Genomic DNA, 17731 nt, shown 5'->3' on the forward strand with positions numbered 1-17731 from the left:
CCGCCTTTCCTCCCTCCTGCCCCATGCCCCGCTTCCGCACCTTCAGCCGCTACGCGCTGGCCCTGTTCTTCGTGGGCACCGGCATCCTGCATTTCGTGGCGCCCGCCACGTTCTTGCGCATTGTGCCTCCCTATCTACCCGCCCCGCATCTGCTGGTGCTGCTCAGCGGCGCGGCCGAACTAGCCAGCGGTCTGGGCCTGCTGCTGCCCGCCACGCGCCAGCTGGCCAGCTGGGGTCTGGTGGCGCTGCTGGTGGCCGTATTTCCGGCCAACGTGTACATGCTGCAAACCCACGGCGCGGGCTTGCCGGTGCCTATGTGGGCGCTGTGGCTGCGGTTGCCGCTGCAGCTAGTGCTGATCGGGTGGGTGTGGTGGGTGGGACGGCCGGCGGCAAAATAGATTTTGCGCCGCATGTTGCCGGAGAATGGTAGCGCGCTATTTTCGCGGCAGTATTCAACTTCATTTATCTTTAACTCATGCTGAAATCAATCGGCCTGCTGGCTGCGCTGGCGCTGGCTACCCTCACCACCCAGGCGCAAACCAGCGATGCCGCCCGCTTTGGCATCGAGCGGGATTCACTAACGGCTCGGGCCGCCAACGTGCGGGAGCAGGTTGATGCGCAGATCGGCTCTTTCAAAACGTCGTTCCTTTCCATTCATGGAGTGCGGCAGAAAACCACCAGCTACGCATCGGGTACCACCGTGAATTTCCGGGGCGACAAAACGCCTGGGGTCCGCCTCAAACAGCAAATAACAAAGCACAAAAAATCCGGGGTGCTGCTGGAGAAGGTGATTTATTACAGCCCCACCCACCGCCTGCTGCTGAAAGAATACTATCTCAACGGGCAGCTAAGCCGCCTGATCCTAAACGACGGCTACCGCCTCTTCAACATCGAGCGGCCCACCCCAAGTCAGACGGTGGAGTTCGTGCAGGGCGACTACATCCGGAAGTCTTACCGGGACGGCAAACAGCCGCAATACTTCTTCCTGGCCCGCCCCCGCTCCTAACCCAGGCGATGCCAAAAGGGTATGCGCGCCCCTACTCCGCCCACCGGATATCCTTCACCCGCAGCTGCAGGTTCTTCACGCCGCGGTACTCGTTGATTTCCAACGTGTAGCACACGTTGAAAGGCTGGCCCTGCAAGATTCGCTCGTGGTACTCGCCCAGGCCGAAGCCGATGGCGTCGATGGTGTGCTGGCCGTCCTGGGTGAGGGCCAGCTTGAGGTGGGAGTTGCCCACGATGCGGGCCGAGTTGGTGGCCGCGTACACGTTTTCCGACTCAAATACCGGGTTCGGGTTGCCGGGGCCGAAGGGCTCCATCTGCTGCAGCAGCTTGTAGAAGCCGGGCGTAATCTCGCTCAGCGGTAGCACGGCATCTATTTCCACCGGCGGAATCATCTGCTCGGGCAGGATGCGGCCGGCCACGATGCTTTCGAACTTCGCCCGGAACTTGTCCACGTTTTCGATGGGCAGCGTGAGGCCGGCGGCGTACATGTGGCCGCCGTACTGGTCGAGCAGGTCGGCGCACTCCTCAATGGCCTGATGCACATCAAAGCCCACCACCGAGCGGGCCGAGCCGGTGGCTTTGCCGTTGCTCTGGGTCAGGATGATGGTGGGGCGGTAGTACTTATCGAGGCAGCGCGAGGCCACGATGCCCACCACGCCCTTGTGCCAATCTTCTTTGTAGAGCACTGTGGAGTGGGCCGTGCGGTGGGTACTGTCCTCCTCAATCATCTGCAGCGCCTCCTTGGTTATGCTGGTATCGAAGCCGCGGCGCTCCTGGTTGGTTTTGTCCACCACGCCGGTTTTTTCGGTGGCTTCCTCCTTGGTTTCGGCCAGCAGCATGGCCACCGAGCGTTTGGCGTCGCCCATGCGGCCGGCCGCGTTAATGCGCGGCGAGAAGCCGAACACGAGGCTACTGATATTCAGAGGCCCAGCGCCCAGTCCGGCCAGCTCGCGCAGGGCATCGAGGCCGGGGCGCTGCCGGTGGGTAGGGTCATTCAACAGGCGCAGGCCGTGGTAGGCCAGCGTGCGGTTTTCGCCCACGATGGGCACGATATCGGCGGCGATGCTCACGGCCAGCAGGTCGAACATCTGGTGCAGCGGCGTTTCGTCGAGGCCCTGGTTTTCGCGCAGCGCCTGCATCAGCTTGAAGCCCACGCCGCAGCCCGAAAGCTCCTTGAATGGATACTGGCAGTCGGCCCGCTTGGGGTCGAGCACGGCCACGGCCTTTGGCAGCTCGGCACCCGGCAAGTGGTGGTCGCAGATGATAAAATCGACGCCCTTTGTGTTGGCGTAGGCAATCTTATCCACCGACTTCACGCCGCAGTCCAGGGCAATGATGAGGGCGTACTGATTATCGGCGGCGAAGTCGATGCCGGCCTCCGAGATGCCGTAGCCTTCCTTGTAGCGGTCCGGGATGTAGTAGTCGATGCGCGCGGGGCCGAACAGCGGGAGCAGGTAGGAATACACCACGGCCACGGAGGTAGTGCCGTCCACGTCGTAGTCGCCGAAGACGAGCACCTTTTCGCCCTCGTGCAGGGCCCGCACCAGGCGCTGCACAGCGCGGTCCATGTCGCGCATCAGCAGCGGGTCGGGCAGGGTGCTGAGAGCGGGGCGGAAGTAGGCGTAGGCTTCGTCGTAGGTGCACACGCCGCGCTGGCAGAGCAGGGCCACAATGGCTTCGTTCACGCGCAGCGCCTCGGCCAGGTGGCGCACTTTCTCAGCCTCGGGCGCGGGCTTGCGAATCCATCGTTTTTCCATAATCTCGGCGGGATACCTTATAGCGGCACTACCTCCAAAAGTAAGAAGAAAACGGCGTTCGGGCCGCCCGATGCCCAGCCGCCGGGGGCCGAATGCATACTTTTGGCTTTCCGTTTTCCTTCGTAAGTCCTTATGAGCAAGCTCCGCGCCTTTTATCAGCAATACCGGCAGTACATTCTCTCCGATGGGCTGATGTATCTGGTGTTTATTCTGGCTCTGGTCATCATGTTCGTCTTCTTCGGATAGCTCCGGCCAGCCAGCCCCAGCAGGGCGATATATTGGTAGAAAAGCGTTTTTTTTGAATGCTGAAAAGCCCCAGCGGGGCGAGACATTCGTTCAATGACGGGTGACGCCCCGCTGGGGCTTTGCTTTGCTTGCTGATGGTTTGCCTACCGATATGCCGCCCCGCTGGGGCTGGCCGGGCTGCCCTTAATTCACTACGTCGCCGCGCAGCTTGCGGAAGCGTTTGCGGGCTTCGGCCACGTAGATGCTCCCGGGATATTTCGTCAGCATCTGGTTGTAGAGTTCCTTGGCTTTGTCGCGGTCCTGTAGGTTTTCTTCCAGAATGCTGGCGGTCAAGAATAGCGCGTCGTCGCTGAGTACGTCGTATTTAGGGTTGGCGGTGATGCGCTGTAGCGTGGTCAGGGCCTCCTGATAATTGCCCATGCGGCGCTGCAGTTGGGCTTTGAGGTACCAGGCATCATCGGAGAGGGCGTGGCCGGGATACTTCTGCAGCAGGTTATCGAGGCCCCTCACGGCCTCCGGCAAGCGGTTCTGGAATACGAGCAACTCCACCTTCGAGTAGTCGCGCAGGGCCACGCCGGAGGTGTCCATGGCCGTATTATCCGTGATGAGCAGACTGAGCTGCATGGCGTCGTTGGCAATTTCGCGGCTGGTGGCTTCCTTGAGAATGTCGAGGTGACTTTTGGCCAGCTTGAAGTCGCCGGCGTAGTAGCTCAGGCGGGCATTGCGCAGCTTGGCCTCGTATCCCACCGGCGAATCCTTGTGCGACTTCTCCACCTGCGAATACAACAGCGTGGCTTCCCAAGGCTCGTTGCGCAGCAGGTATATATCGGCCAAGTTGATTTTGGCGTCGTCCACCACATCCAGGCCGGCGCGGGGCATAGCAATGACTTCCTGCAGCAGCGTCATGGCCCGGTCTTTCTCATCGAGCTGAAAGGCGTAGAGCGCGGCCATGTTGCGCAGCATGCCGGCCGTTTCAGGCGTTTTGCCCAGCTCCGTCAGCACGTTCTGGTACTCCCCGATCAGCCCCCGGATTTTGGCCGGATCGACCGGGTACGTGCTGCGCACCTGCTCCTCGCGGGCCTGCACCAGCCGCTGCCGGGCCAGGCCATAATACTGCCCGCCGCGGTATTGCTGCGTCACGTATTCGTAGCCGCTGATGGCGGTTTCGTAGTCCTTATTGCGCTGCGCGATGGCGGCCAGCTCAATTACCCGCATTCCTTCGGTGCGGCTGCGGCGGTCCAGGGCTTTGGCCTGCACCAGTGCCCCACCGAAGTCGTGGCGCTGCACCTGCAGCCAGAGCAGCAGCTCGCTATTCACGGCCCGCTCGGGGTATTTCTGCACATTCGTAATCAGAATGCGCTCCAGGGCGTCGAAGTCTTTGTCTTCGCGCAGGCTGTTCTGCAGCATGTTGCGCACAAAGGGCAGCTGCTGCTCGTCCTGCTGCACCAGGCGCAGGGTTTCGTCCATCACCTTGTCGGTCTGGCCGTCCTGGGTGTAAAGCTGAATGAGCTGGGGCGCAAACTCGGTTTCGCTCTTGGCCAGCGCCCGGCCGCGCAGGTAGGTTTTCTCGGCCCACTGTGGCAGCTTGCGCCGATTGAACTCGACGGCCACGGCCAGAATCTGCTCCGCCGAGGCCTGGCTTACTACCCGCTCAAACTGCTTGTCGGCGCTGGCCTGGTCGGCGGCAGCCAGGTAGAGGCTGCCCAGCGCCACGCCGTAGCCCACCTCCTCGGGGTGCTGCCGGATGCCCTTTTTCACCAGCTTTTCCGCGTCTTTATAGCGCTTCAGGTTTTGGAGCACCAGCAGGTAGTCGGGCAGCACGTTGGCGGCTAGCTGCTCCTCGGCCCGCAGGCGGCCGAAGAGGAAAGCGGCCTTCTCGTTTTCGCCCTTGCGGGCATATTCCTGAGCCAGAGCAATGCCGCCGCCCTCTTCCTGGGCGTGCAGCGGCGTGGCACCCAATAGCCCGCAGCTCAGCAGCAGGGCCAGACGATAGGTGCGGAAACGGGTCGGAAAGATCGGACGCATAGCGGAAAGCAAGGCCGGTGAATGATAGCGGTAAGGTAAACCCCGGACGGTTGGGTTTCATTCCAGGCTGAAAGGATGACAGCAATAAGGCCCTTTGTCATCCTGAGCTTGCGAAGGACCTTACCACGATAGAAGGACAGATGTAGCAACGACTTGTTCTGACGTGATAAGGTCCTTCGCTCTGCTCAGGATGACACACTGTTTTCAGATAACCCTGCCAAACAAAAAGGGCTGCACCCGAAGGTACAGCCCTTTTGCGGCTCTAAGCGCGTAGCGGCTTAGAAGAACTTGGTGCGGTTGTCTTTGATTTCGGCACGGGCCTTCACGGCCTCGTAGGTAGCGCCATCCACGCGGGCGGTGCGCTGCGCGGCCAGCTGCTGGCGCAGGGCCTTCACGTCCTGCTGCGCGGTGGGCTTCACGATGGTGCCGCCCTCTATCACCAGCACACCCTGCTCGCCCTGAATTGGGGCCGACTTCTGACCGGCTTTCAGGCCGAAAGCTTTGCCCAGTGCCACCGGCTCGCCGCCGAGGCCCTGAATTACGCCCGTGCCCAGCACTACATCAGAAGCGGTTTTTACCTGGGCGGCGGGGCCGTAGGCGGCAGCCAGCTGCTCCAGCGTGCCCTGCTTGCCTTCCAGCTTGGCCATGATCTGCTTGGCTTTTTCCTCGTTGCGCACCTGCGCGGTCAACTCGGGCTTCATGCTGGCTACGTCGGCTACGCCTTTGGTCCGCTCGCCGGTGAGGGCGGCAATAACGTACTGGCCGTTGATTTCAAACACGTCGGAAACGTCGCCCACTTTCGTGGCTTTGCCGCCCTGGCCAGCCCCGTACGACCAGCGCACCAGTTCGCGGGCATCCTGCAGGCCACCCACGGCCCGGTCGCCGCGGCCCAGGCCTTTGGCTTCCAGCTTCTGCAGGGTCTTGTCCTTGGTCACCAGCTTGCGGAACGACTCCAGATCGGTGGCCTGACCTTTCAGCTCCTGGGCGCGGGCGTAAGCAGCTTCACGGGTAGCATCCGAAGGCACGATGTTTTTCTGCACCGCGGCAATCTGGTAGGTCTGGTTGGTTTTCGGAGCCGTGATTTTGATGATGTGGTAGCCGAACGAGGTCTTTACCAGGTTGGGCAGCAGGCCGGCCGAAGTGGCGCCGAATACGGCTTTCTCGAACTCGGGCACCATGCGGCCCTGCGTGAACCAGCCCAGGTCGCCGCCCTGCTCCTTGGTGCCATCGGTGCCGAACTGGCGCGCCATAGCCGCGAAATCAGCCCCGCCTTTGATCTTGTTCAGCAAGTCCTGCGCCTTGGCCTTAGCGGCGGCCTCCGCCTCCGGCGTAGCGCCTTCGGCCTTGATGAGGATGTGGCTGGCGCGGGCTGAAGCCTGGGTGCCGGCTTTCTGGCCGGTTACCTTGAAGATCGAATACACGCCATTCTCGGCGTAGGGGCCATATACCTGGCCCACTTTCAGCGGCTGCTGGCTGCGGAGCTTCTCGGGCATATCCGCCGGCGACACGTAGGCCGCGTTGTAGGGCTGGTCGGAGTTGAGCTTCACAAACAGCGAGTCGCTGGGGGCGGTGCTGAACTGCGCGGTCAGCTCGTCCACGGTTTTGCGCACGCTCAGGCTGTCTTCTTTGGAAGCCGTTACCGGAATGGTCACGTACTCGATGGTGCGGCCGTCTTCTACTTTGTAGCGCGCCTGGTTCTTGTCGAGGTAGGCCTGCAGCTGGGCATCCGTCACTTTCACCGCCGAGTCGGAGATGGAGAAATACGGCACCAGCAGGTAGCGGAAGTTAGCTTTCGTGTTTTGGTTTTCGCCAAACAGCTTGGCTTCGGCCGTCGTTACGTAGGTCGAAATCTTGAGCAGGTTGTTGTACTTGTTGGCGAGGCGCTCGGGGCCGAGGTTGGCTTCGAAGTTGCGGAAAGCATCCTGGGCCTGGGGCGGCAGCTTGTCGAGGTTGCGCAGGTACTCAATCACCTTGGCGCGGTCGAACTGCTGGGTTTTGGGGTCGGTGAAGGCCTGGCGGATGCTGGGGTGAATGTTCTTGCCCTGCACCATGTCGGTCAGCTCGTCGTCCGATACTTTCAGGCCCAGCTTGTCGAATTCCTTCTGGAAGGCAATGCGGTAAATGGTCTGGTTCCAGGCCTGGTCGCGCAGGTAGCCCATCGTCTGCTCGTCGGGCTGGCGGCCCTGCTGGGCAATGAACTGCTGCTTGGCCTGCTCTACGGCCACCTGAAACTCGTTGTAGTCTACTTTCTCGCCGGCGACCTCGCCCACGACGTTTTCATTGCGGTTGAACAGGCGGTTCTTGCCGCCGATCAGGTCGCCTCCGACGATGAAAAGCAGCAGACCAATGGCAACGATGCCAACGGCCCAGCTCGATTTTTCCCGAATCGTGTTAATTAATGCCATTTACTTGAAAAAAAGCGCGGTAAGAAAAGTACAAAGAGGCGCAAAATAACCAGAATCCGCCGGACATTCAAAGCCGGTGCTATACAACAACGCCCGAAGGCTACTTCGGGCGGGCAACTTTCAGGGAGAAAGCTAGTTTCGGCGCTTGGGGTGCGCCGGAATTTTAACGGTTTTGCCCGGCGGCTTCCGCGCTGCCTGCGCTTTGGCGGCCGCCTCGTTTTCGCGCTGCTTGAGGTAGCGGTAATACATGGTGCAGGCCAGGGAAATCATGAACACAAAGTAATTGCGCTGCAGACTTTCCAGGGGCTTCTGCGGATTGTTTTCCACCAGGGTCTGATACACGCCGATGACGAACGTGACCACGGCCACCGAAAACAGCACGGTGCGGCCCATGCCGGGGGCCCAGAATTGCTTCAGCAGCTGCCGCATCAGGGTTTTTGGGGGCTAGGTTGGGGCGCAGAAGGGGTGGCGGCCGCATCGAGGGTGAAAATGCCTTCCGGCTTCATGATGCGGTAGCGCGAGAAGTCCTGGTTGGCGGTCAGGCCGTAGCCGGTCAGCACTTCCGTCAGGGTTTCGACGCGCACGAAGGTGGCCGGCTGGGTGTAGATCTGGGCTTTGGCTTTGTCGTAGAACAGCTCTTCGGTGTTCATCTTCTGCTGCTTCTGCTCGTTTTTCACCCGCACGTCGCCGCGCACTACATAGAGGTTCTTGTTCTTGTCGTACTTGCCGTAGTTGCCGCTTAGCGTGTTCACCACGGTGCGGCCGCCGTCGCCGTAGAAGGTGACTTTCACGCCCTTGGGGTATAGCTGGTCGCCCGACTCGAAGGTTTGCTCCAGCGGGGCCGTGAGGCGAATCTGGAGCTTGGCCGAGTCGCTGATGAGCGTCAGCACGTTGGTCACTTCCACCGTCGGCCCCTTGTACACCATCTTCTTGGTGGTGGCCGCGTCTTTCTTTTCGCAGCCCGCGCCCAGGCCGGCTATTGCCACCAGGGACAACAGCAGCCAGCATCGGTTGGAGGAGAAGACGGGCTTCATGGCCATAAGCTTATTCAATGCGGCGCTTGATAAACCAGCGGTTGTTCAGCGTCACGCCCAGCTGCAGGCGCAGGTAGTCGTCCTTCACGTTGTTCACGGTGCGCGTGCCGGCAGCGTCGCGGAGCTGGTAGGTGTCGAGGTTGCCGCGCTGCCCGTAGGTGAAGGCCAGCCCGATAACGGTGGCATCGAGCGGGGTGGCGCTGGGCAGCGGGAAGGCGAAGCCCCAGCTCACTGAGCGGTCATACAGCGCCTGCCCGTTGGGCTGATACGGCATCTGAGCCACGTTCAGGCCCGCCCGGTAAGTGATGCGCTTGAAGTAGTTTTCTACGGAAGTGGCATCCGGCGTGTACTCGCCGCCCACGCCCACGCGCAGCGTGTTGTCGAGCCGTGCCGATGTGGCCGAGCTGGTGAAGGCCTGGTATTTCGACCATTGCTGGTGGGCCACGTCCACGTTGGCGCTCCAGTTCTTGTTGTTATCAAAGCTAACCCCGACCTGGGCCAGGGCCGGCACGATGGATTTGCCTTTCTGATCCACCAGCTCATCGAAGCGCTCCACTTCGAAGCCATCCAGGGTTTCGCGGCGCTGCGCCTGGCTGCGGGTGCCGTTCAGGTTGGTCTTGAAGCTGTATACGCCGCCCAGGTTGTAATTGAGCTTATCATTCACTTTGCCGCGGTAGTGCAGCGCGCCCCGGAAAGCAAAGTCGGAGTAGTGGATCTGCTCGGTACGCACCACCCGCGTGATATCGGCGGCCGTATCGGTGTTGCGGGCCAGCGCGGTGCCCGTAGAGAGGTCGATGCTGCCGAACACGTAGGAGGCCGTGACGCCCACCGCCAGCCCCTTGCCGAGGCGGTAGCCCTGCGCTAGGTACGCTTCCGACAAGCCGCCTTTGCCGCGCTCCTGCAGCTGGGCCTTTGTGTCGGGGTCACCGGCCACGGTGGTCACGGTGTTGGCCTCGTAGTCGACGGACGTGTAGGGCTTCAGACCGGCGGCGGCTCCCCAGCTTTTGGAAAGCGGCACCGCCAGCGCCAGATAGCCCAGCGAGGCGCTGCCCGTCCGGTTTGACTGGTTCACGGTATGCAGCCGGCGCAGCAGGGCATTAAAGCCGGCCTCGTAGGTAGTGCGCGAAATGTAAGCCAGCATGGCCGGGTTCAGCTCGTTCACGTTCGTGCTGTTGGGCGCAGCCAGCCCTACGCCGCCCATGCCCAGCTGCCGCACGCCGCCCACGTTGCCCGCAAAGTCGCCGAAGCCGATGCGGGAGTAGGGCGAGTTGCCGAGGCCCTGCCCCTGCGTGCGTGGCGCGGCCCACAGGCCCAACAGAGTCAGCCCCACGAGGCCGGCGAATTTAGTTTTCAACATTGTGCACCAATATTCGGTGAAGCCCGAGTAGCACGAGCTCCGGAATGACAAAGATATGGCCTTTCAGCCGGGGTTGAAAAAACCGGGCATCGCCGCCGGCCAGCACCACGCCCAGTTGCGGGCTGTGCTGCCGGTACTGCGCAATGAAGCCGTTGACCTCCGCCACCGCCCCGTTCAGCACCCCGCTCCGGATGGCCGACTGCGTGTCGTCGCCAGTGAGGGGCAGCGGGGCCGCCGTGTCGGCGGGCAGGGCTACCAGCGGCAGGCGGCCCGTGAGCTGGTGCAAGGCCTCGAAGCGCATGCGCAGCCCTGGCGCGATGCTACCGCCCCGAAACGTATGGCCGCCCTCCACCCAGTCGCACTTCAGGGCCGTGCCGGCATCCACGATCAGCGTATCGGCGGCGGGGCGCAGCCAGGCCGCGCCCACGGCGGCGGCCAGCCGGTCGGCCCCCAGCGTGTCGGGCGTGGCGTAGGTATTCCGCAGGGGCAGCGGCGTGGTGGCGGGCTTAAACTCCAGCACCCGGCCCGGCACCAGTGGCCGCAGCCGCGCCGCCCATTCGGCCGTGGGTTCCGCCACCGAGGCCACCAGTACATGGTCGGGCCGGAGCCGCGCCACGGTTTCCGGCACCGCCTCCAGCGTGTGCCCGCCCGCCGATTCGCGCAGCACGTCGTCCTCGAAGCAGCCGTATTTCACGGCCGTATTGCCGATATCGAAGACCAGGGTACGCATGAGGACAAGAGAAATTACGGGCCGAACGGGCCGGCGGCACAAAGCAGTGCTGCCCGCCCCCCAACTTCACGAGTCGGTGGGCGGGCAGCGGGTTGCCTGCTACATGAAATACTTCAGCCGGATTACTTCCTTTTCGCTCAAAAAGCGCCACTTGCCGCGCGGCAGGTCCTTCTTGGTCAGGCCGGCGTACTGCACGCGGTCCAGCGCTACCACCTCGTAGCCGAGGTGCTCGAATATGCGCCGCACAATGCGGTTGCGGCCCAGGTGCAGCTCAATGCCCACGAAATGGGCGTTGCCGGCCACAATGGCCACATCATCCACGTCGGCTTTGCCGTCTTCCAACTCCAGGCCTTCCGCAATCTGGCGTAGGTGCTCTTCCGTCAGCGGCTTGTTCAGCTCCGCCTGATAGATCTTCTTGTTCTTGTGCGACGGGTGCGAGAGTTTCTGCGCCACCTCCCCATCATTAGTGAAGAGCAGCAGGCCTGTGGTGTTGCGGTCGAGGCGGCCCACCGGGAAAATGCGCTCCTTGGAGGCCGTAGCCACCAGGTCCATCACCGTTTTGCGGCCCTCAGGGTCTTCGGTGGTCGTAATGAAGTCCTTGGGCTTGTTCAGCAGCACATACACCTGCTTCTCGCGGTTCAGGTTGGTTTTGCCATACTGCACTGTATCGGTGGGCTTTACCTGGTAGCCCATTTCGGTCACTACCTCGCCGTTCACCTTTATTTCGCCGGCGGCAATCAGCTCATCCGCGTCGCGGCGCGAGCAGATGCCGGCGTTGGCAATGTAGCGGTTCAGGCGCACCGCGTCGGTCTTCTCCTCTTCGCGGCGGCGCTTGTTGCCACGGGTTTTGTCGTCTTCGTAGTGCTTCAGGTTGGCATACGATGGCGCTTCACCCGCTACCTCGCCCCGCTTGGGCTTGTCGGCCCGGTTGGAGGTGGCAAAGCGCTTATCGGAGCTGGGGCTGATGCGCGGGTTGCGCTCATTGCCATAGGGCTTGCCCTCTTCGCGGGAGCTGGTCGCGCCCCGCTTGTCGTCGTCAAAGCGGCGTGGTGCGGCGTTGCGGTCGGCGTAAGTGCCTCGGTCGCCGGTAGGCTTGTTGCCGAAGGCCGGCCGCTCGCCAAAGCTGCGGCTGCCAAAGCCGCCTTCGCGGCGCTCCGGCCGCTCGGTGCGGTCATTCTCCTCGCGGGTAAACTCTTCCGGCGGCTTGCGGAAATCGAAGGGCCGGGCCGGCCGGATGGCGCGGTTCGGACCCATATCCGCATCCCGCTCAAAGCGCTCAGCGGCCGGGGCCGGCGTGGGCGGCAGCGGCTGGCTGGTGCCCGACTCCTGCTCAAATGGGTTGGCCTTTTTGAATTTGCGGTTTCGCTCGCCGTGGTCGCCGCGCGGCACGGCCGGCTTGCCCTCCTGCCGATACGGCTGGCCGGGCCAGTTGGCCTTGGGCTCGTAGGGGCGGGCCGGGCGCTCATCGCGCGGCTTTTCCCGGTCGCCGAAGCTGCGGCGGTCGTCGCCGCGGCTCTCGAAGCGGCGCGGCGCGTCCCGGTCAAACGAGCGGGGTGGCCGGCTGTCCTGCTCGCGGTTGAAGGGGCGCGTCGGGCGGTTGCCCCCATCACGGCTGCCAAAGGATGGCCGGTCGTTACCGCCTTCGCGGTTGAACGGACGGCGGGTGTCGTCGGAGCCTTCGCGGCGGGCACCGGCACCAAAGCTGCCCCGGCTACCTGCGCCCTCGGGCCGGTTGAAGCCGCCCTGCGAGCCGAATTTCTTCGGTCCCGAATCATTGCCGCCGAAGCGTTTGCCGCCAAAGCCGCCGCCTTCGCCCGGCTTGCCAGCCGAGCGGCCGAACGATGGCCGGGAAGAAAAGTCGCGGCCTTTGGGGCTGTCGTTGCCGAAGCGGTTGCCGCCGCCGGTGCTGCCCTCGGCGGGGCGGGGCGGGTAGTTGCGAGGGCCATTGGGGCCGCCCGCGGGCCGGGAGCCGGCGGAGTTGCGACGTTCGGGCTTATCGCCGGAGAAGTGTTGCTTGCTCATGGTTGCAAGGAAGGAGTGCCGTATCGCTACGGTACGAGTGAAAACAGAAATTCAAAAACCAGGACCGGAAAGTGTTCAAACGAACTACCCCGGAAAACAGTGCCCGGACCAGCGAACCGGCCCGAACGAGCCGGCCGAAAGTCCGGGCAGAATGTATACAATGAAAAAGCAGTAGCGTGCTTAGTCGCGGCGGGCCATCTTGGCTTCGATGGAGTGCTGCGTATGCGGCACCGCCCGCAGGCGCTCCTTCGAAATCAGCTTGCCCGTACCGATGCACACGCCGTAGGTTCCGTTTTTAATGCGGATGAGGGCGTTTTCGAGTTGCTGGATGAACTTCATCTGGCGCGAGGCCAACTGGTTCATGCTCTCTTTTTCGGCAGTGTCGGCTCCGTCTTCCAGCACCTTCGACGAAGATGCGGTGTTGTCGGTGCCCGAATCGTTGCGGCGGCTCAGCGTCTCCTTGATGAAGGCGACTTCCTTCCGGGCGGCGGTGAGTTTCTCCTGGATAATATCCTGGAACTCACTCAGTTCCTCCCTGGAATACCGTAGGTTTTCTTCACTCATGTTGGGTCAGAGAAAAATTTAACGTATTGAAGGTTAGTCACTTGCCTGGCATTGCACGACTGGCAAAGCTCACGCATCTGGCCCCCCAACATGAACTCCGGCAAATTGGTTTGACCGGATTTCAGCGCCGGAAGCTCATGCGCTGACTTCTTGCAGCCCGGATATGGTCCGGCATGATTCGGGCGCAAAGCTACGCTTTTGTCCGATACCGCCCTATTGTTGCGCTTTGTCAGGATCGGGCGGTCGGCGGCCGAAGCATCAGAAACCCAGCATGTGAATGGCGGCCACGGCTCCTTCCACGCCCTTATTGCCGTGCTTGCCGCCGGCCCGGTCCCAGGCCTGCTCCAAGGTGTTGGTAGTCACCAGGCCAAAGATGACCGGCTTGTTGAACTTGAGCCCCACGTTGGTAATGCCGCTGGCCACGGCGTGGCAGATATAGTCGTCGTGCTTGGTTTCGCCCTGAATGACGACCCCGAGGCAAATGACGGCATCGATTTCCTCGTGCTGGGCCAGTAGCTGGGCCCCCAGCGTCAGCTCGAAGCTGCCGGGCACGGTGTTGCGGAAGATGTTCTCCTCCTTGGCTCCGTGCTTGAGCAGCGTTTCGTAGGCTCCCTGGCTGAGCACGTCGGTGATTTCGCGGTTCCACTCGGCCACCACTATGCCGAAGCGCTTGTCAGAAATATCGATGAAATGGGCGGAGGTGTAGTCGCTCAAGTTTTTGAGTGAGGTTGCCATTGCGTTGTTAGTTGTTGGTTGTCGGTTGTTATTAGCCAGTTGTGGGTTGTGGGTTTATCGTTGCAGAGACTGGCAACTCACAACAGACAGCTGGCGGCGCAAAAAAGAAACTGCGCCTTCCCTCGCGGAAAAGCGCAGCTCTGAATGAGGGTGCATCGGGGGCTTACTTGCCGGCCAGCCCTTCGGCGCGGGCCTTGAACTGTTTGGCTTCGCTGGCCTCTACCGAAGTCTGGTAGTCGGTCAGGATCTTGTCGTAGGCTGCAATGGCACCGGTGTAGTCTTTGGCCAGCTCGCGGGCGGTGGCTTCTTTCAGCAGGTAGCCGGGCGAGAAGAACTCGTTGGCGTTGTAGTTGGCGGCTTTGTTGTAGAAGTCGGCGGCTTCCTTGGCTTTGTTCAACTCCAGGTTGGCATCGCCGAGCAGAGCGTAGGCGCGGGCCTGCACCAGCAGATCATCGGAGCTGAAATCTTCCAGGTAGTCGATGGCCGCCTGAAACTTGCCTTCCTTCAGCGAGGCTACGCCGGCGTAGAAGTTGGCCATGTTACCGGCCTTGGTGCCGCCGTACTCCGCGGCCACGGCTTCGAGGCCATCGTACTGCCCGTCGCCTTTCATGGCTTTCTGCATCGAGTCGGCTTCCCAATAGTTCACGGCCTGGAACATGGCAGCCTGCGCTTTTTCATCCTGCGAGGTGCGCCAGGTGTAGTAGCCAAACGCGCCTACCACGGCCAGCACCACTACCGCCAGCAGACTGAGCAATGCAGTTTTGTTGCGACGCAGGAAATCCTCCGACTCGGCCAGCCGGGCGGCCAGCGCATCGGGGTCTTCGAACAGCGGATGCTCGGGCGTGAGAGGGCCGGTGGGCTCATTGGGGTCCGCCGGAACCGGCTGCGGCTGAGGACGATTTTGCGGGCTGTTGCGCGTGTAGGGAATCTTAGACATTACTGTTGATTTCTGGAAAGACGGCCGCTAGGCCGGGGAAAGTTCCGCCGCGGGGTTAGTCGCGGATGTAGGGGTAATCCTGCTGTACGTACACATCCTTGTACAGCTCGTCGGCAGTAGGGTAAGGCGAGTTTTCGGCAAAATCAACCGACTCCTGCACCTGGGCTTTGATCTTCTCGTCGATAGCCATCAGATCCGCTTCCGTCGCCATGTTGTGGGTGAGGATGGTGTGCCGCACGGCCTCAATGGAGTCGCGCTGGCGGTACTCTTCCAGCTCTTCTTTGGTGCGGTACTTGGCCGGGTCGCTCATCGAGTGGCCTTTGTAGCGGTAGGTTTTGAACTCCAGGAAGGTAGGGCCTTCACCGGCGCGGGCACGCTCGGCGGCGCGGGCCACGGCGTTATGAATGTCTTCCACGTTCATGCCGTTCACTGGCTCCGACGGCATATCGTATCCTTCGCCCAGCGTGTACAGGTCCGTCACGTTGGAAGTGCGCTGCACGGAAGTGCCCATTGCGTAACCGTTGTTCTCGACCACGAAGATGACGGGCAGCTTCCACAGCATAGCCATGTTGAAGGCTTCGTGCAGCGCACCCTGGCGCACGGCTCCATCACCCATGTAGCAAATGCAGAGATTTCCGGTCTTGTTGTATTTCTCCGCGAAAGCCAGCCCGGCGCCCAGCGGCACCTGCCCGCCCACGATGCCGTGGCCGCCAATGAAGTTCACGGCCTTATCGAACATGTGCATAGAGCCGCCCTTGCCTTTCGAGCAGCCGGTGGCTTTGGCAAACAGCTCAGCCATGATGGCGTTCGGCGAGGTGCCCAGGGCCAGCGGGTGGGCATGGTCGCGGTAAGCGGTAATCCACTTGTCACCTTTGGTAAGCGCCGAAACGGCCCCAGCCACGCAGGCTTCCTGCCCGATGTAGAGATGGCAGAAACCCTTAATCTTCTGCTGCCCGTAGAGCTGACCGGCCTTCTCCTCAAACTTGCGCATCATCACCATCTGCTCGTACCACTGCATGTACGTCTCCTTTGGAAACTCAGGCGTGGCAGGGCTGCTGGCTTTGGGAGCGTTGGTAGGGACTTGGTCCTGGCCGTTGGGCGGCAATACTGAATCAGGCTGTTCCACCGTATCGGTAGCGGCCGTGGGTTTAGTAGCAGCCTTCTTGCCCGACGATTTACTCGTCGAATTGGAAGGTTTTGAAGTAGCCTTTACTTTCGTCTCCGCCATCGTGCTCGGTTGTTCGCGTTTGGGATGCGAAAGTACGTAAAAGGATTGCAATTCCGAACCCCGAATGATTCTTGAAACTCTGCATCTGCTGTTCTTTAAGAACTACGACGAGGCCAACTTACGTTTCTCCCCGCACATCAATTGCTTCATCGGCGACAACGGCAGCGGCAAGACCAATCTGCTCGATGCCATCCATTATCTGGCCCTGACCAAGAGCGCCTTTACCGCCGCCGATGCCCAGAGCATCAAGCAGGGTGAAGAGTTCTTCGTGGTGCGCGGCCGGTTCTGCACCCCGCCCGACGACACGCGCGACACCATTCAATGCAGCCTGCGCCAGGGCCAGAAGAAAGCCGTGACGCGCAACAAGCAGACCTACGACCGTATCTCCGACCACATCGGCCGCTTTCCCGTGGTGCTCATCTCGCCCTACGATACCGACCTGATCCGGCAGGGCAGCGAGGAGCGGCGCAAGTATTTCGACAGTCTCATCTCGCAGCTCAATCACGACTACCTGGAGCTGCTGATGGCTTACAACTACATCCTGCGCCAGCGCAATGCGCTGCTCAAGCAAGCCGCCGACCGCCAGAGCTACGACCGGGATTATCTGCTGGCGCTGGATGAGCAGCTGGTGCCCGCCGGCGAGCAATTGGTGCAGCTGCGGCAGCAGTTCCTGGCTGATTTCACGCCCATCTTCCAGCGCCACTATCAGCAGCTGGCCGACAGCCGCGAAACCGTAACCCTCGACTACAAGAGCCAGCTCCCCGGTGCCGACTTTGCTCACTTGCTCCGCACCGCCGAGCGCAAGGATCTGGTGCTGCAGCGCACCACCATCGGCCCCCACAAGGACGACTTCGTTTTTCTGATGGATGAAGGTTCGGTGAAAAACTTCGGCTCGCAAGGCCAGCAGAAGTCCTACGCCATTGCTCTCAAGCTGGCGCAGTTCGAGATTCTGGCCGAGCGCAAGCAGCATAAGCCCCTTCTCCTACTCGACGACATCTTCGACCGCCTCGACGAGAAGCGCATCACTCGCCTGCTGCAGCTGGTCGCCGACCGCACGTTCGGCCAAGTCTTCCTGACCGATACGCACCTGGACCGCACCGACCGAGTACTGGCCAACCTCTCGGAGCAGATCAGCCGCTTCCGGGTAGAAAAGGGGACCGTCACGGCGCTTTAGCTTTCCTGCGGGCTACCTTTGCAAGTACCGATGCTTCCCCTTCTATAGTCAGGGTTAGGCCGGGGTCTTCGCGCGTTATTTTACTAGTCAGCTTTGAAAAAACATAGCAATTCCGAAAACTCCCGTCAGGCTGACATCGTCACGCTCAAAGACGGAATAACGGCTTTGCTGAAGGCATACCGACTCCAGGGCAAGCTCAATGAGGTGACGGTCGTTTCGAGTTGGGAGCGAATAATGGGCAAGGCAGTAGCCCTCAAAACCCAGGAGATTTATATAAGTCAGGGCAAGCTATTTGTCCGGCTCAGTTCGGCCCCACTCAAGCACGAGCTAGTAATGGCCAAGACTCGGGTGCTTGAAATTATCAACGCCGAAGTGGGTGAGAAGGTGATTCAGGAAGTGGTGTTCCTGTAGCGCAAGCATAAGTTGCTGGTAAGAGTATACTGCCTTGCTTGTCTCAGTTGGGTAGCTCAGCTCATCTCGTACCTATATCGATTTTGCTGGCCAGTCAGGCT

16 protein-coding genes are annotated in these 17731 nt (G+C 61.4%); 4 read left to right on the forward strand and 12 right to left on the reverse strand.

Translation table 11 applies throughout. The features are described 5' to 3' along the window. Positions 1-23: 23 nt before the first annotated feature. Both BUB62_RS02645 and BUB62_RS02650 read left to right on the forward strand, forming a co-directional pair. A complete protein-coding gene (locus BUB62_RS02645; RefSeq protein ID WP_143163991.1) occupies positions 24-398 on the forward strand; it encodes a DoxX family protein in 375 nt (124 codons plus the stop codon). Positions 399-475: 77 nt separating this feature from the next. After that, positions 476-1006 carry a hypothetical protein gene (locus BUB62_RS02650; RefSeq protein WP_073105752.1) on the forward strand — a complete coding sequence of 177 codons (531 nt, stop codon included), beginning with the start codon at positions 476-478 and terminating at the stop codon, positions 1004-1006. A gap of 31 nt (positions 1007-1037) precedes the next feature. Here the strand turns inward: BUB62_RS02650 and recJ are convergent, their stop codons facing one another. From recJ to pdhA, 12 genes are all read right to left on the reverse strand, one after another. Continuing rightward, positions 1038-2762 carry a single-stranded-DNA-specific exonuclease RecJ gene (gene recJ / locus BUB62_RS02655; protein WP_200799890.1) on the reverse strand — a complete coding sequence of 575 codons (1725 nt, stop codon included), beginning with the start codon at positions 2760-2762 and terminating at the stop codon, positions 1038-1040. 429 nt (positions 2763-3191) lie between these two features. Beyond that, on the reverse strand, positions 3192-5033 hold the full coding sequence (locus BUB62_RS02660; protein ID WP_084538766.1) for a tetratricopeptide repeat protein: 1842 nt from the start codon (positions 5031-5033) through the stop codon (positions 3192-3194). A 278-nt stretch (positions 5034-5311) separates the two neighbouring features. Further along, the gene (locus tag BUB62_RS02665; protein ID WP_073105754.1) at positions 5312-7438 is read right to left on the reverse strand and encodes a peptidylprolyl isomerase; all 2127 of its coding nucleotides are present in this window, start codon (positions 7436-7438) and stop codon (positions 5312-5314) included. 132 nt (positions 7439-7570) lie between these two features. Continuing rightward, positions 7571-7867, reverse strand: a complete 297-nt coding sequence (locus BUB62_RS02670; protein ID WP_073105756.1) for a hypothetical protein — start codon at positions 7865-7867, stop codon at positions 7571-7573. After that, positions 7867-8472 (reverse strand): LPS export ABC transporter periplasmic protein LptC, encoded by a 606-nt coding sequence (lptC, locus tag BUB62_RS02675; protein ID WP_073106016.1) that lies wholly within the window; start codon positions 8470-8472, stop codon positions 7867-7869. The genes BUB62_RS02670 and lptC overlap by 1 nt, the downstream gene beginning before the upstream one ends. 10 nt (positions 8473-8482) lie before the next feature. After that, a complete protein-coding gene (locus tag BUB62_RS02680; protein WP_073105758.1) occupies positions 8483-9829 on the reverse strand; it encodes a BamG family beta-barrel-assembly machinery protein in 1347 nt (448 codons plus the stop codon). Next, entirely contained in the window at positions 9816-10559 is a 744-nt protein-coding gene (locus tag BUB62_RS02685; protein WP_073105760.1) for a type III pantothenate kinase, read from the reverse strand. The genes BUB62_RS02680 and BUB62_RS02685 overlap by 14 nt, the downstream gene beginning before the upstream one ends. Positions 10560-10658: 99 nt before the next feature. Further along, positions 10659-12581 (reverse strand): pseudouridine synthase, encoded by a 1923-nt coding sequence (locus tag BUB62_RS02690; protein WP_073105763.1) that lies wholly within the window; start codon positions 12579-12581, stop codon positions 10659-10661. A gap of 180 nt (positions 12582-12761) precedes the next feature. Next, positions 12762-13145 carry a TraR/DksA family transcriptional regulator gene (locus BUB62_RS02695; RefSeq protein WP_073105765.1) on the reverse strand — a complete coding sequence of 128 codons (384 nt, stop codon included), beginning with the start codon at positions 13143-13145 and terminating at the stop codon, positions 12762-12764. A gap of 258 nt (positions 13146-13403) precedes the next feature. Continuing rightward, the gene (ribH, locus tag BUB62_RS02700) at positions 13404-13880 is read right to left on the reverse strand and encodes a 6,7-dimethyl-8-ribityllumazine synthase (RefSeq protein WP_073105767.1); all 477 of its coding nucleotides are present in this window, start codon (positions 13878-13880) and stop codon (positions 13404-13406) included. Between the two features lie 163 nt (positions 13881-14043). Beyond that, positions 14044-14817, reverse strand: coding sequence for a tetratricopeptide repeat protein (locus tag BUB62_RS02705; protein WP_143163993.1), 774 nt, complete (start codon positions 14815-14817; stop codon positions 14044-14046). A gap of 55 nt (positions 14818-14872) precedes the next feature. Next, positions 14873-15835, reverse strand: coding sequence for a pyruvate dehydrogenase (acetyl-transferring) E1 component subunit alpha (pdhA, locus tag BUB62_RS02710; protein WP_143164001.1), 963 nt, complete (start codon positions 15833-15835; stop codon positions 14873-14875). A 274-nt stretch (positions 15836-16109) separates the two neighbouring features. On the opposite strand from pdhA, the gene recF reads away from it, so the two are divergent. Both recF and BUB62_RS02720 read left to right on the forward strand, forming a co-directional pair. Then, positions 16110-17219, forward strand: coding sequence for a DNA replication/repair protein RecF (gene recF / locus BUB62_RS02715; RefSeq protein WP_073105771.1), 1110 nt, complete (start codon positions 16110-16112; stop codon positions 17217-17219). A 93-nt stretch (positions 17220-17312) separates the two neighbouring features. Continuing rightward, a complete protein-coding gene (locus BUB62_RS02720; RefSeq protein WP_073105773.1) occupies positions 17313-17630 on the forward strand; it encodes a DciA family protein in 318 nt (105 codons plus the stop codon). Positions 17631-17731: the final 101 nt, after the last annotated feature.

It is taken from the genome of Hymenobacter daecheongensis DSM 21074, assembly GCF_900141805.1.
Taxonomy (GTDB): Bacteria; Bacteroidota; Bacteroidia; order Cytophagales; family Hymenobacteraceae; genus Hymenobacter; species Hymenobacter daecheongensis.

Coding starts and splice junctions, on each gene's coding strand:
- BUB62_RS02645 (WP_143163991.1), top strand. CDS start 24: ATGCCCCGCTTCCGCACCTTCAGCCGCTACGCGCTGGCCCTGTTCTTC.
- BUB62_RS02650 (WP_073105752.1), top strand. CDS start 476: ATGCTGAAATCAATCGGCCTGCTGGCTGCGCTGGCGCTGGCTACCCTC.
- recJ (WP_200799890.1), bottom strand. CDS start 2,762: ATGGAAAAACGATGGATTCGCAAGCCCGCGCCCGAGGCTGAGAAAGTG.
- BUB62_RS02660 (WP_084538766.1), bottom strand. CDS start 5,033: ATGCGTCCGATCTTTCCGACCCGTTTCCGCACCTATCGTCTGGCCCTG.
- BUB62_RS02665 (WP_073105754.1), bottom strand. CDS start 7,438: ATGGCATTAATTAACACGATTCGGGAAAAATCGAGCTGGGCCGTTGGC.
- BUB62_RS02670 (WP_073105756.1), bottom strand. CDS start 7,867: ATGCGGCAGCTGCTGAAGCAATTCTGGGCCCCCGGCATGGGCCGCACC.
- lptC (WP_073106016.1), bottom strand. CDS start 8,472: ATGAAGCCCGTCTTCTCCTCCAACCGATGCTGGCTGCTGTTGTCCCTG.
- BUB62_RS02680 (WP_073105758.1), bottom strand. CDS start 9,829: ATGTTGAAAACTAAATTCGCCGGCCTCGTGGGGCTGACTCTGTTGGGC.
- BUB62_RS02685 (WP_073105760.1), bottom strand. CDS start 10,559: ATGCGTACCCTGGTCTTCGATATCGGCAATACGGCCGTGAAATACGGC.
- BUB62_RS02690 (WP_073105763.1), bottom strand. CDS start 12,581: ATGAGCAAGCAACACTTCTCCGGCGATAAGCCCGAACGTCGCAACTCC.
- BUB62_RS02695 (WP_073105765.1), bottom strand. CDS start 13,145: ATGAGTGAAGAAAACCTACGGTATTCCAGGGAGGAACTGAGTGAGTTC.
- ribH (WP_073105767.1), bottom strand. CDS start 13,880: ATGGCAACCTCACTCAAAAACTTGAGCGACTACACCTCCGCCCATTTC.
- BUB62_RS02705 (WP_143163993.1), bottom strand. CDS start 14,817: ATGTCTAAGATTCCCTACACGCGCAACAGCCCGCAAAATCGTCCTCAG.
- pdhA (WP_143164001.1), bottom strand. CDS start 15,835: ATGCAGTGGTACGAGCAGATGGTGATGATGCGCAAGTTTGAGGAGAAG.
- recF (WP_073105771.1), top strand. CDS start 16,110: ATGATTCTTGAAACTCTGCATCTGCTGTTCTTTAAGAACTACGACGAG.